This is a genomic window from Capnocytophaga haemolytica, assembly GCF_001553545.1.
Lineage (GTDB): Bacteria > Bacteroidota > Bacteroidia > Flavobacteriales > Flavobacteriaceae > Capnocytophaga > Capnocytophaga haemolytica.
Window position 1 is genome coordinate 441,453 of the sequence record NZ_CP014227.1, and the last position, 13,907, is coordinate 455,359.

At 45.1% G+C, this 13,907-nt stretch carries 9 protein-coding genes; 7 read left to right on the plus strand and 2 right to left on the minus strand.

Annotated elements, in window-relative coordinates; genetic code table 11:
• Window positions 1-82: 82 nt before the first annotated feature.
• The 4 genes from AXF12_RS02080 to AXF12_RS02095 all read left to right on the plus strand — a co-directional run bounded on the left by AXF12_RS02080 (window position 83) and on the right by AXF12_RS02095 (window position 7,162).
• On the plus strand, window positions 83-3,028 hold the full coding sequence (locus tag AXF12_RS02080) for a SusC/RagA family TonB-linked outer membrane protein (protein WP_066427993.1): 2,946 nt from the start codon (window positions 83-85) through the stop codon (window positions 3,026-3,028).
• 4 nt (window positions 3,029-3,032) lie between these two features.
• Window positions 3,033-4,592, plus strand: a complete 1,560-nt coding sequence (locus AXF12_RS02085) for a RagB/SusD family nutrient uptake outer membrane protein (protein WP_066427994.1) — start codon at window positions 3,033-3,035, stop codon at window positions 4,590-4,592.
• 13 nt (window positions 4,593-4,605) lie between these two features.
• Window positions 4,606-5,658, plus strand: coding sequence for a SusE domain-containing protein (locus tag AXF12_RS02090; RefSeq protein WP_066427995.1), 1,053 nt, complete (start codon window positions 4,606-4,608; stop codon window positions 5,656-5,658).
• Window positions 5,659-5,725: 67 nt separating this feature from the next.
• Complete coding sequence (locus tag AXF12_RS02095) at window positions 5,726-7,162, plus strand: alpha-amylase (RefSeq protein ID WP_066427996.1); 1,437 nt, start codon at window positions 5,726-5,728, stop codon at window positions 7,160-7,162.
• A gap of 64 nt (window positions 7,163-7,226) precedes the next feature.
• Here AXF12_RS02095 and AXF12_RS02100 read toward each other — a convergent pair whose 3' ends face one another.
• Window positions 7,227-7,580 (minus strand): DUF488 domain-containing protein, encoded by a 354-nt coding sequence (locus AXF12_RS02100; protein WP_066427997.1) that lies wholly within the window; start codon window positions 7,578-7,580, stop codon window positions 7,227-7,229.
• A 366-nt stretch (window positions 7,581-7,946) separates the two neighbouring features.
• Between AXF12_RS02100 and AXF12_RS02105 the strand changes: the two genes are divergently transcribed.
• From AXF12_RS02105 to AXF12_RS02115, 3 genes are all read left to right on the plus strand, one after another.
• The gene (locus AXF12_RS02105) at window positions 7,947-10,478 is read left to right on the plus strand and encodes a transglycosylase domain-containing protein (protein ID WP_417903574.1); all 2,532 of its coding nucleotides are present in this window, start codon (window positions 7,947-7,949) and stop codon (window positions 10,476-10,478) included.
• An 11-nt stretch (window positions 10,479-10,489) separates the two neighbouring features.
• Complete coding sequence (locus AXF12_RS02110; protein WP_066427999.1) at window positions 10,490-11,545, plus strand: endonuclease/exonuclease/phosphatase family protein; 1,056 nt, start codon at window positions 10,490-10,492, stop codon at window positions 11,543-11,545.
• Between the two features lie 82 nt (window positions 11,546-11,627).
• Window positions 11,628-12,782, plus strand: coding sequence for a 5-(carboxyamino)imidazole ribonucleotide synthase (locus AXF12_RS02115; RefSeq protein ID WP_066428000.1), 1,155 nt, complete (start codon window positions 11,628-11,630; stop codon window positions 12,780-12,782).
• Window positions 12,783-12,820: 38 nt separating this feature from the next.
• On the opposite strand, the gene AXF12_RS02120 is transcribed toward AXF12_RS02115, so the two are convergent.
• Window positions 12,821-13,894, minus strand: coding sequence for an RluA family pseudouridine synthase (locus tag AXF12_RS02120; RefSeq protein WP_066428001.1), 1,074 nt, complete (start codon window positions 13,892-13,894; stop codon window positions 12,821-12,823).
• Window positions 13,895-13,907: the final 13 nt, after the last annotated feature.

The following is a 13,907-nucleotide window of genomic DNA, read 5'->3' on the forward strand; positions in this document are numbered from 1 at the left end:
AGACGTGAGGAACAGACTCGCTACTCATTACTTACTACTCACTACTAAGCAAAGGATTTAATATTTAAACACGTATAGATATATGAAAAGGAAAGGAATGTATTATCTATGGTTTGCAGTGTTATTTTTCTGTGTGAGCCTTGGCTATGCACAGCAGATCACTGTAAAAGGGACTGTCAAAGATAGTGCAGGTGAGCCCTTGATGGGGGCAAGTGTGGTAGTGAAAGGCACTAACCACGGTACTGCCACTGACTTTGATGGTAAATTTGAATTGAAGGTAGACAAAGGGGCGGTGCTGGTCATCTCCTCAGTAGGCTTCAAGACCGCTAATGTGCCTGCCAAGGCGGGTGCAATGAACGTCGTGTTGCAGAATGATATGCAGCAATTGGACGATGTGGTAGTCATCGGTTATGGGGTGGCTAAGAAGAAAGGCGTTACAGGTTCGGTGAACTTGGTAACTGACAAGGACTTTAACAAGGGGCAGAACCTCTCAGCTGACCAGCTCTTGCAAGGTAAGGTAGCAGGGGTACAGATCTCCTCTGCGAGTGGTGCACCAGGTGGTGGGCAGAATATCCGTGTGCGTGGTACAGGTTCACTCACACTGAACTCTAACCCCTTGGTGGTAGTAGATGGTGTACCGATGAATGATGGCGCTATTGGAGGTTCACGTAGCATTCTCAACTCTATCAACCCTGAGGATATTGAAAGTATGACGGTACTCAAAGATGCGTCATCAACGGCTATCTATGGTTCACGTGCTGCTAATGGGGTGATTATGATCACTACCAAGAAAGGTAAGATGGGACAAGAAACCAAAGTAACCTTAAACACGAGTATTGCCTTGAATGAGGTGTCTAAGTATGTGGATTTGCTCTCAGCTGATGACTTTCGTACTTTGGTAAACAATACAGGTACCGATACACAGAAGGCACTTTTGGGAACTGCTAATACTGATTGGCAGAAAGAAATCTATCAATTAGCCCCTACCACTAATACTACATTGGGCATTAGTGGTAACTTGAAGTCCGTACCTTATCGTCTTTCTGTTGGGCATAATTATGCTGATGGTATTTTAAAGACTGATAAATTCCAGCGTGGTACTGCTAAGTTGTCATTGACCCCAGCGTTCTTTAACAAGTCATTACGAGCAGAGTTCAACATTTCAGGCTCATATATCAAGAACCGCTTTGCAGATCCTGGGGCTATTGGGGCAGCAATTGAGTACGACCCAACGCAACCTGTCTTCAACGGCAGTCAGTATGGTGGCTATCATACTTGGCTTGACAAAGGTACTAAGAACAATAATGCACCAACTAACCCTATGGCATTATTAAAATTAAAAGAAGATACTTCAACTGTAAAACGAGTGATATCTAACTTGAAATTGGATTATACATTGCCGTTCTTTAAGGATATCACAGCGACCATCAATGCTGGTGTTGATTATACCAAAAGTGATGGATCTAAAATAACAGATCCTCGAATGCCTAATACATCAGCGGACTTTAATGGTGTGGATGAATCATATAGCAATGAAGCTATCAATAGTTTATTTGATGCGTATGCTAACTATATGAAAGAAATAGGCAAGAGTAATCTATCACTGATGTTAGGGCATTCTTACCAGAAATTTGAATTTACCAATGACTCTAATAAAAATGAATATTTTAAGAATGGTAAGGCGACTATAAACACACCTGTGTTAGACAAAAGCCGCAATGTATTAATCTCATTTTTTGGTAGGGCAAACTACAGTTTTGATGATCGCTATATGCTTACCGCTACCTTACGTGCAGATGCTTCATCCAAGCTCAACCCAGATGACCGTTGGGGCTATTTTCCATCGGTAGCTTTAGCGTGGAATGCTAAGAATGAAACCTTCTTAAAAGAGAGTGAAAGCGTTAATGAATTAAAGCTCCGCTTAGGTTATGGTGAAGTAGGGAACGTAAATGGCTTGGGTGATTACTTATTCTTAACCCGTTATATAGGAAGCTTGAATGACGGAGCTTATTATCAATTTGGCAACCAGTTTATTTCAACTGCACGCCCTGAAGGATTGAATAGACATCTCAAGTGGGAAGTGGGTAACACCGTAAATATTGGTCTTGATTATGGGTTCTTTAAGAACCGTCTCTCTGGTAGTATTGATGTATACCGCAAACTCACTAAGGACTTGATAGCTGAGAGCAGTGTAGCACCTTTCACTAACTACAGCAGCCGTATCGCAAGCAATATTGGTGATATGGAAAACAAAGGGATTGAGTTCTTAGTAAATATTGTGCCTGTGCGCAATGATAATGTAAATTGGACACTGACCTATAACATTGCCTATAACAAGAATGAAATTACGAAGTTGACCAACATTCAAAATGTAGGTGGAATTCAAGGAGGTACAGGTAATACTGTACAACGCCACCAAGAGGGCTATGCCCCTTACACATTCTACTTGTACCAACAAGTATATGGATCCGATGGAAAGCCTATTGAAGGGGCTTATGTAGACCGCAACGGTGATGGCAAGATTGATGAGAGCGACCGCTATATGGGTAAATCACCTTATGCTGATGTAACGATGGGGCTTACTACCAATCTCAACTATAAAAATTGGGATTTGAACATCGCTACCCGTGCAAGCCTTGGCAACTACGTATATGACAACGTATCCTCAGCTAATGCTTCGCTTGACCGTGTATACAGCGATAATATTCTACGTAACACCCCACGTACTTACTACGATACAATGCTTGCAGCACGTACTACCCAAACAATGCTCAGTGATATGTATTTGCACGATGCTTCCTTCTTCAAGATTGATAATATCACTTTAGGATATACCTTCCCTAAAGAAGATAAGATCAGCGTACGCCTTTACGGTACAATGCAGAATGTACTTACCCTTACTAAATACAAAGGATTAGACCCAGAAGTATTATCTGTGGATACTAATAACAGAGCAACCTCAGGCATCGATAACAACGTATATCCACGACCAAGAACCTATCTATTAGGTGTTAATGTAAATTTTTAAGAGTATGAAGAAATATATCATAACAGGGATTGCCTTAGCTTTTTCGCTAACAAGCTGTCTCAAAGACTTAGATCAAGACCCGTCCATTGACCCAGATAGCATCAACGAGAGTTCTGTACAGAATAATCTTGATTATGCAAAGCAAACCTTAGCCAAAGTGTATGCTTCTCTGGCGCTCACAGGGCAAAAAGGTCCTTCTGATTCACCCGATATTCAAGGGCTTGATGAAGGTACTACACAGTTCAGCCGCTTACTGTTCTATCACCAAGAGTTGCCTACTGATGAAGCCGTAGTAGCGTGGTCAGACCCAGGTGTACCTGATTTCCACAATATGAATTGGACTTCAAGCAATGGGATTACCGAAGCAATGTACTATCGATTGGCACAAACTGTATCATTTGCAAATGCATTCATTGTAAATAACCAGAACAGTTCATTTGAAGAAATGAAGAAATATGGTGTAGCTGAAGCACGCTTTGTACGTGCTTATGCTTACTATTATCTAATGGATTTGTTTGGAGATACAGCCATCACAACAGATGTCAAGGAAAAACTCACAGAGAAAGAGAAAGCTACTCGCAAACAGGTGTTCGAATTTATTGAAAAAGAACTCAAGGAAATCGAAGCAGACTTGAAAGAACCTCGTACCAATGAGTATGGTAGGGTAGACAAAGCTGCTGCTTGGGCTTTGCTTTCACGCTTATACCTCAATGCAAAAGTGTACACAGGCACAGAACGCTATGCTGATTGTCTTACTTACGCAGAGAAAGCAATTAACTCTGGCTATAGCTTAGCCCCTAAATACAGCCAGTTATTCTTAGCCGATAACGACACCAACGGCGCTGAGAAAGAAAATATCTTTACCATTAACTTCGATGGCTTACGCTCTCAAACTTGGGCAGGAACTACCTTCCTCATCCACGCTGCAATTGGTGGTTCAATGAAAAAAGAAGACTTTGGTGTAAATGGTGGTTGGGCAGGTATTCGTGCTACTGCTGGTTTGGTAGATAAGTTTGCAGGCTCTGGCACACCTCCAACATCTTGGACTGATAAACGCGCTATGTTCTACACCGATGGACAAGAGTACGAGATCAACGATATTACTAAGTTCGTACAAGGCTATGCTATCACTAAGTTCAAGAACGTAACCTCAGCAGGCAAAGCAGGTAAAGACCCAAGCGGTAACTATGCAGACACAGACTTAGCACTCATTCGCTTGGCAGAAGTATATCTCAATGCTGCTGAAGCTGCTCTTGCTACAGGCGATAGTGCCAAAGCCTTACAATACGTCAATTTACTGCGCACTCGCGCTGGTGCACCTACGCTGACAAGTATTACTATGGACAACATACTTGACGAACGCGCGCGCGAACTCTATTGGGAAGGCTTCCGCCGTACTGACCTGATCCGTCACGGGAAGTTTACTACTGCCTCTTATCTCTGGCCTTTCAAAGGCGGTGTGAAAGACGGTAGAGCGGTAGAGGATTTCCGCAACCTATACCCTATCCCTCAAAACATCGTTTTGAACTCAGAAGGGGTCATCAAACAAAATAAAGGATATTAAAAACGATTGAAAGATGAGAAAGATAGCAATAATAGCACTGTTAGCGCTTACAGCAATAACAAGCTGTGAAAAAGAAGATAAAGCTACACTTGACGATAGTACCACTACAATAAGTACAACACTGTCAATTAATAGCTTAGTACTCACCAAAGATAATGCAAGTGGAGAAGCACTTACAGTGTCTTGGAAAACTTCAGAGTTTAATATACCTGTACCCGTACAGAGTTACACAGTTGAATTTTCATATAATGATCAGAAAGCTGTAGTAGCAGCCACCAAATCACCTTTAACTCTTACAGGAGAGGAACTCAATAATATCTTAGCAAAACTAAAATTTGATGCAGGTGTAGCTACAGATATTAAAGTAAAAGTTTTAGCTAAACTTGGCGCTAGCAAAGAGATTGCTTCAGCTGAGAAAAAACTTACCGCTACCCGCTATGAGGATGTTATTCAACCTTCTGAATGGGGAGTTGTAGGGACTATCAATGGCTGGGGTAATACTCCAGATATACCTTTTTGGGATACTGATGACAACCTAAAGGTGGCTTATGTTACTTTAAAGAAATCTGATGAGTTCAAAATACGTAAAGGAGCCAGCTGGGATAAAGGCGGTAACCTTGGAGGTCAAACAAACCCTGAGAAAGTAATCCTTGGTCAAGAAAAGGAACTGCTAAATGCAGGCAATAGTGGAAATCTAAAAGTTCCTGAAGATGGCACTTACAGAATTATCCTTGATGATAAAAAGCCAAGCATCATTGTTGAAAAATACTCTTGGGGGCTTATTGGTAATGCAGCTAAAGGATTTGGAGATAAAGATGACATTGCAATGACCTACAATGGTGCTTATGACCGTTGGGAAATTGACAGTGTAGTTCTTACAGGAGGAGGCGATAATCGTATTAAATTTCGCTTGAACAACAGTTGGAGCACCAATTTTGGTAAGGGAGATACTGATGGAGTATTAAAATCGGGCGGAGGCGATATTCCTATTAGTAAGAGCGGTACTTACAAAGTCATTATGAAGTTTAAAGGCAACACAGGCTCTTATGAGTTTATAGCTAAATAACTAATAATTTAATAAAAACCAATACCCTCTGTTTGTTCAGGGGGTATTTTATTAATATGAAAAGAGAATGAGAAAGATATATTTATTAGGTACAATTTTATTAGCCTTATGGGCTTGTGATAAGCAAGATTCAAATATAGAGAAGAAGCCTCAGATTAATACAGAAGAAGAACTTCCAAATACATCAGATACAGAACCTATCAATCTCACTGAGATGGATAATGGCAACCGTGCGATGATGCAAGCCTTCTATTGGGATGTAGAGCCACGAGGCGGTTGGTGGGATAAAGTATCCGAAAAGGTCGCTGATTGGAAGGCAAATGGTATCGACCGCATATGGCTGCCTCCTGCCTGTAAAGGCGCCTCAGGTGGCTACTCTATGGGGTATGACCCTTCTGACTATTTTGACCTTGGCGAGTATGAGCAGCACGGTACTACCGAAACACGCTTCGGCTCAAAGGACGAACTTGTAAGCCTTATCACCAAAGCCCACCAAGTAGGGCTGGAGGTAGTGGCAGACATTGTCATAGGGCATAACGACGGTGGTGGCAAGGAGTGGAACCCTTATCGAAACAAGGAGACCTACACCTTATTTGATAAAACTCACGGTTGCGCCTCTGGTAAGTTTACGCGCAATTACAATGATTTTCACCCCAACTTAGATGAAGACCACGATGAGGGAGCAGACTTCTACCCTGAGCAAGACTTATGTCACAAGAAGGATTACGTACAAGGCTGGCTGTGGAAACAGGATAACTCGGTAGCAAAGTACTACAAGAACACTATCAAAATAGATGGTTGGCGGTTTGATTACGTGAAGAGCTTTGGTGCTTGGGTAGTCAAGGACTGGCTGGCAGCGGTTGGTGGGTTTGCCGTGGGCGAACTCTGGGATGGCAATGCAGACGTGCTGAAAAGCTGGACAGACAACAGCGGTGCCTCAGCCTTTGACTTTGCCTGCTTCTATACACTTGAGCAAGCTCTTGACGGCAATAACCTGAAAGGACTCAAAAATCCTAGGATGCTTCGCACGCTCAACCCAAATAAAGCAGTAACCTTTGCTGCCAATCACGATACGGAGAAGGATTCTAATCAAGGTAATCGCATTGATACTGAAAATAAACTCTTAGCATACGCTTATATTCTTACCCATAGCGGTTACCCTACTATTTTCTATTCCGATTACGAGAAATCAGAATGGAAAGCCAAGCTACAACAGCTATTACTCATACATCGCAGTTTAGCAGCAGGAGAAGAAAGGTTTTATTATGCTTCACCGACTGAGTTTATTGATTTTCGTTTGGGAGACACTAAAAGTCCTGGTATGATACTTTACCTGAATAATGCTAAAAAATCTTCAACCCAAACGGTTGATACACCTTGGAAAGATAGGGTAATTATTGATTATACTAACCACGTAATCAAGCGCTATAAAACCAATGCGGCAGGCAAGGTAACCATTACCGTGCCCGCTAAGAGCTACACAGTGTGGTCTATTGGTAAGTAATACAATAGTGATGACGACTATAAAAAATCCTTAGTAAGTATCTCTCACTAAGGATTTTTTAGCTTTAACGCCCTAACCGTTGTTCTATAAAAGCCTTCAAGATGGGTAGTTCGCTACGTGCTACCTCTTTCACAGCCGTCAGTAGGGTAATGTGAGGCTGTTCTGAGATATTGTTAAGGAAGTCCTCAACAGCAGGGTTGGCATTCAGCTCCTTGAGATAAGCAGCCTTGAAGAGCTCGAAATCTTGGTGCTGATGATATTCCTTGCGTAGTTCAGTGCTGGGAGCAACGTCCTTAGCCCATAGGTCGAGGGCGAAGGTTTCTTTCTTAATACCTCGAGGCCATAGGCGGTCGGCAAGGATGCGGTAGCCGTCGGTAGGTTGTGCTGCTTCGTAGGCGCGTTTGAGTGTTATGGTCATCATCTCTGGAATGGTTTTATTTTCCGCAAAGGTACAAAAAAAATGTTTTAATTATTTGTCAGAAGCTGAAAAGTACTTATCTTTGTACTTTGAAACACAATAACAAGACGTATCGTGAAGTCATTTTTTGAAAACATAACGTTCAAGGAGCTCGTGCACAAAGTGGTTTTTGGCATAGCACACTTCTTTTCACGACTCCTAAGTTGGCTCATCAAGGCAGGTGAATATCTTTATAAGTGGCTGCGTGTGGGGCTGAAATACTTAGCACAAGGCGTGTTGCTGGTGGTGCTTATCGTGCCGTTCTTCGTGTACGACCTCTACCAACGTTTCTCACAACGCGACAAGTCCGCAAGCCTTTCATCTAAGATGCCCGAGGGCTTCTGGGGCAAGGTGCTGAAAGTGCTTTACACCCCTGTGGAGTTCCTCATCTGGGCGGGTAAGGGGCTTTGGCAATGGCTGCGAAGCAAGACGTACAAGTTCTACCTTAAATGGATAGGCATACCAATAGGTGTAGGGGTGGCGGCAGTGGCGGTGCTCTTTGCGCTGGTTTACTTTGGCTGCTTTGGCGAGTTGCCAACTGAGGAAGACCTTCAGGATTTGCGACAGTCAGAGTCCAGCTTGGTATACGACTATGAGGGGCAGATACTCGGCAAGTTCTATATCTTAGACCGTACCCGTATTGAGTACGACGACTTCCCCCCTTATCTGATCAAGGCACTTGTATCCACAGAGGATGAGCGGTTCTTCCAGCACGGTGGTGTGGATGTGCGAAGCCTCTTCCGTGTGTTCTTCAAAACCCTGCTGCTTCAGGACGACTCCTCAGGAGGCGGTAGCACCATCACGATGCAGTTGGCAAAGAATATCTTCGGGCGTGGCAAGCGCTATGGCAAGCTCTCGATGCCTATCCACAAGATTAGGGAGATGATCATCGCCAAGCGTTTCGAGAAGGCATATACCAAGGAAGAGATTATCACACTCTACCTCAACACGGTGCCTTTTAGTGATAACACGTACGGCATAGAGAGTGCGGCACAGCATTTCTTCGATAAGTCGGCAAGTGAGCTTACCCTCAACGAGGCTGCGACCCTTATCGGCTCACTCAAAGCGACCAGTAGTTACAACCCGCGTACGGCTCCTGAGCGCAGCCGCGAGCGCCGTGATGTGGTGCTCAACCAGATGAAGAAGAACAATGTGCTTACCGAAGCGGACTATAAGCTCCACAAGAAGGATACCGTGAAGGTAGTGCGTACCGCAGGTGAGGTGGAAAACTTAGCCCCTTATATGTTGGAGCAGATCCGCTTACAGTTGCCAACACTTCTCAAGGATGTGAAGAAGAAGGACGGTTCGTCCTACAACATCTATCGTGATGGTCTGCGCATCTACACCACTGTTGATAAGACGATGCAGAAGTACGCAGAGAACGCTGTAAAGCAGCACTTACCCATCTTGCAGAAAGAATTTGAACAACTCTACGGCAACAAAGCACCTTGGAACTTGGATAGCGATTGGTTTAAGCAAGAAGTGAAGAAGCTACCCCTTTACAAAGAGTTAGAGGATAAGGGGCTAAGCGAGGCGCAGATATGGGCAAAGCTCAGTGAGAAGCGTCCGATGGATCTGTCGTTCTACCAGCGCGACAGTGTGATGAAGCACAGCACCCTCGACAGTATCTCGCAGATGATCCGAATGCTCAACACGGGCTTCCTAACCGTCGATCCGCAAACGGGAGGCATTAGGAGCTATGTTGGTGGGGCTAACTTCCAATATTTCAAGTACGACCACGTGCTCCAAAGCCGCCGACAAGTAGGTTCGGTGTTTAAGCCGATCGTCTATGCTACGGCTCTTGAACAGGGCTTGCCCGCTTGTTCACACTTCTCACCCCGTACGCTCACCTATCCAGATAAGGGCGGCTGGTGGACACCTGGCAACGCCTCACGCACAGAGGAGGATCCTTATGTGTACTACTCTGTGGCGAAAGCCTTACGCGAGTCGCTCAACACGGTGGCAGTGCAGGTGCTCTTCTATGCAGGCTTGCAAAATGTGATCAAGAAAGCCCAGATGATGGGTATTACCTCGCCATTGCCAAGGGTGCCCTCTATTGCCTTGGGCTCTGCCGATCTCTCAGTGATAGAGATGGCACGTGCTTACACTACCTTTGCCAATAAAGGAGTGCCCGTGAAGCCTTATTTTATTGAGAAGATCACCAACAAGCGAGGGGAAGTGATATGGGAGTACAAGCATCCACCTAAGGCAGCACAGGCTCTAAACGAGACCACCACACAGACGATGCTTCAATACCTACGTGGCACCGTAAACCAAGGAACCGCAGCGCGTATGCGAGGCACCTACGGGCTTACCAACGACCTTGCGGGGAAAACAGGAACCACTCAGGATAATAAGGACGGATGGTTCGCAGGGATGTTGCCCAACTTAGTGATGGTAACTTGGGTAGGCAACGACCAGCAGATAGGCTTCCGCTCTACACGTGTGGGGCAAGGTGCCAACTCAGCCCTACCGATAGCGGCTATCTTTGTGCAACAGCTCAATAAGAACCCTAAGTACAAGGAGCTTACCAAGGCATACTTCCAAGTAAGCAATGACATACAAACCACCCTTAGAGAGTGTGAGCCTGTGGTACGCGACGACTTCTTCGACCGCCTGCTCAGCTCAACGCCAAAGGACACCATCAGGTCGGGCGAGTTGCCTTATCGCATCTACGAATCAAGTGGAAGAAAGCTCCACAATGTAGATGAAGAAGAGGAGATATCCATTGAGGACGTTACCAACCCTACCCCAGCCTCCAGCGAGGCTAAGCCCGCCTCCAACCCTGAGGGGCAGGAAGACCAAGGGAAGAAGAAAGGCTTCCTCAACCGTATATTCAACAATAATAACAACCATTAGAGACAGAACCAATGAAAAGGATTATTACACTTGCACTAACCTTAGTGTTAGTATCGTGTGCAGAGGCACAGGATAAGAAGTTTCAGGTGAGAACCGTAGCGTTCTATAACGTAGAGAACCTGTTTGATACCATTAACGACCCAGTGAAGTTCGACGACGATCGCACCCCTAACGGAGCAGATCGTTGGACGAGTAAGGTGTATACCGACCACGTCAATAAGATTGCTAAGGTGATCTCCGAGATAGGCAGTGATGTAACACATCAGGCTCCTGACATTGTCGGCTTGGGTGAGATTGAGAATGAAAATGTGGTGCGCGACCTTATCAATACCGATTACCTCAAGAAGTATAACTATGGGATTATTCATTACGAGTCGCCCGATATGCGCGGAGTGGACGTGGCATTGATCTACAAGATGGGAATTTTTAAACCTTCCTCATCAGTTGCTGTACCATATCCAGCAGATGTAAAAACAGATAAAGGCAAGCGTTTCCGTACCCGCGACCAGCTCTTAGTAACTGGCGAGCTAGATGGTGAAACGATACACTTCATCGTCAATCACTGGCCTTCAAGGCTTGGTGGTGAGAAGAATAGCCGTCCGTTTAGGAAGATAGCAGCTGAGCTGAACAAGCAGATATTTGACTCATTGCAACACATTGACCCTAATGCCAAGGTGATCTCTATGGGCGACTTTAATGACGACCCCACCAGTCCTGCCATCAAGGACGTTCTGAAGACCAAAGAGAAGAAAGAAGACGTGCAGCAGGGAGGGCTTTTCAACCCGATGATACGTATGTACAACCGCGGCGAGGGCACATTGGCTTATCAGGATGGCTGGAACCTCTTCGACCAGTTCTTCATCACCTACGATTTGCTCAAGGACGACAAGTCCACCTACCGCTATTGGAAGGCAGGCATCTTCAACAAGCCTTACTTAGCCAACCCCAAAGGGAAGTACAAAGGCTATCCCTTCCGCAGTATGTCCAACGGCAACTACACTTGGGGCTACTCCGACCACTTCCCTGTATACCTTTACTTGGTAAGAGAGATCAGAGGCAAGAAATAAGAGATGAGAAACAAGAAGTGAGAAGTAAGCAATCAGAGAGTACTCGTTACTCGTTGCTTGCTTCTTACTGCTATAAATAATTATGACAAATTACTTTTCCTCAGACTTTACCCTTGGTATCCTTGGTGGGGGGCAGCTTGGTAAGATGCTACTGGCTGAAACACGCAAGTGGGATATCACCACTAAGGTTCTCGACCCTTCACCCGAGGCACCTGCGCGCTTGGCGTGCAATGAGTTTGTTGTAGGCAGTCTTACGGATTATGATACAGTCTACAACTTTGGTAAGGGCGTAGATGTGCTTACCATTGAGATAGAGCACGTGAATGTACAGGCTTTAGAGGCTTTGGAGGCTGAGGGGGTACGGGTGTACCCCTCGCCGAAAACACTCTCAATAGTGCAAGACAAGGTAGACCAGAAGTTATTTTATGGAGAGAAGGGCATACCGACATCTCCATTTAGTGTTTTTGAGTCGCCAAGGGTGTTGCAAGAGGAAGCATTAGAGTATGAGCTTAATTATCCTCTTGTGTGGAAATCGGCACGTTTTGGCTATGATGGCAATGGAGTGAAGGTGCTTCGCAATGATAATGATTTAGAAGGACTGCCAGAAGGACTATGTGTAGTAGAAGATTTTGTGCCTTTTGAAAAGGAGCTGGCGGTGATTGTAGCCCGTAGCTCCACAGGTGAGATAGCTGCCTACCCCGTAGTAGAAATGGAGTTCCACCCTGAGGCTAACCAAGTGGAGTATGTGCTCTGCCCTGCGCGTATCTCAGACGACATTGCCGAGAAAGCCCAAGCACTTGCCTTGCGCACTGCGGAGTGCTTTGAGGTAGTGGGGCTGCTGGCTGTGGAGTTTTTCCTAACCAAGGAAGGGGAGGTACTAGTCAATGAAGTGGCACCACGCCCGCACAACTCAGGTCATTACAGCATTGAAGCCTCGTATACCAATCAGTTTGAGCAGCACCTACGCGCTATCTTAGGGTTACCGTTGGGCAGTACAGAGAGCAAAGCCGCCGCCGTGATGGTAAACTTGGTGGGGGCTGAGGGCTACACAGGCGAGGTCGTCTATAAAAACATAGAACAGATAATGGCACTGCCAGGGGTTACGCCCCACATCTATGGCAAACGCGAGACCCGCCCCTTCCGAAAGATGGGACACGTAACCATCGTAAATGAGGATATTAACCAAGCACGAAGGATCGCAGAGGAGGTGAAGAGGACCATACAAGTAATTGCATAAATAAAATAAAAGCACCTGAAAGAGGTGCTTTTTTATGGTTAGTCTTGTAGATCGTCATTAGCAGTATTGTTGCTATAACGGCGCCATTTCTCAATGCAAGCGGTCATATCATCGGGTAGGGGAGAGTCAAAGCGCATAAACACCCCAGTGACAGGATGCGTAAAGCCCAGCGTTTTGGCGTGTAATGCCTGTCGGGGTAGTACTGCAAAGCAATTCTCAACAAACTGTTTGTACTTAGCAAAGGTAGTGCCCTTGAGGATCTTATCTCCTCCATAGCGTTCATCGTTGAAAAGGGGGTGCCCAATATGCTTGAGGTGTACACGTATTTGGTGTGTACGACCCGTTTCTAAGCGACAAGCGATCAGCGTTACATAGCCAAAGCGCTCTAATACTTTATAATGGGTGACGGCTTCTTTGCCGTGGCTACCATCAGGGAATACGTCCATCAGGAGGCGGTCTTTCAGATGGCGCCCTATATGGCCTGTGATGGTGCCTTCATCATCTGTCACATTGCCCCACACCAAAGCGATATACTGTCGTTCAGTGGTTTTGTTGAAGAATTGAGTAGTGAGCGAAAGCATTGCTTCCTCAGTTTTAGCAATAACCAATAAACCACTGGTATCCTTATCAATACGGTGTACTAACCCTGGGCGGTTGGAGCTGTTATTAGGGAGATTTCTTTCCCCGCCTCCTTCTGTAGCCTGATTCTTTTCGAAGTGATATACTAAGCCATTGATCAATGTGCCGCTGTAATTGCCGTGACCTGGGTGCACAACCATTCCTGCGGGTTTATTCACCACCATCACTGCTTCATCTTCATATACAATGTTAAGGGGAATATCCTCTGCCACTAATAGATCTTCGTGAGGGGGATGTGCAAAGAGCACTTTGACCTCATCGCCTGCTTTTACGCGGTAGTTTTGTTTTACTGGGGAGCCATTTACATAGATATTGCCACTCTTAGCAGCTTGTTGTACCTTGTTGCGGGTGGCATTTTCTACGAAGTTCATCAAGAACTTATCCACGCGCAAAGGCTCTTGACCTTTGCCTGCTGTAAAAGCGTAGTGTTCGTATAAGTGGTCAGAAGTTTCTAAATCGTTATCTTCAATCATTATGATAGCTTTT

Coding starts and splice junctions, on each gene's coding strand:
- AXF12_RS02090 (WP_066427995.1), top strand. CDS start 4,606: ATGAGAAAGATAGCAATAATAGCACTGTTAGCGCTTACAGCAATAACA.
- AXF12_RS02110 (WP_066427999.1), top strand. CDS start 10,490: ATGAAAAGGATTATTACACTTGCACTAACCTTAGTGTTAGTATCGTGT.
- AXF12_RS02095 (WP_066427996.1), top strand. CDS start 5,726: ATGAGAAAGATATATTTATTAGGTACAATTTTATTAGCCTTATGGGCT.
- AXF12_RS02100 (WP_066427997.1), bottom strand. CDS start 7,580: ATGACCATAACACTCAAACGCGCCTACGAAGCAGCACAACCTACCGAC.
- AXF12_RS02080 (WP_066427993.1), top strand. CDS start 83: ATGAAAAGGAAAGGAATGTATTATCTATGGTTTGCAGTGTTATTTTTC.
- AXF12_RS02105 (WP_417903574.1), top strand. CDS start 7,947: ATGCCCGAGGGCTTCTGGGGCAAGGTGCTGAAAGTGCTTTACACCCCT.
- AXF12_RS02085 (WP_066427994.1), top strand. CDS start 3,033: ATGAAGAAATATATCATAACAGGGATTGCCTTAGCTTTTTCGCTAACA.
- AXF12_RS02120 (WP_066428001.1), bottom strand. CDS start 13,894: ATGATTGAAGATAACGATTTAGAAACTTCTGACCACTTATACGAACAC.
- AXF12_RS02115 (WP_066428000.1), top strand. CDS start 11,628: ATGACAAATTACTTTTCCTCAGACTTTACCCTTGGTATCCTTGGTGGG.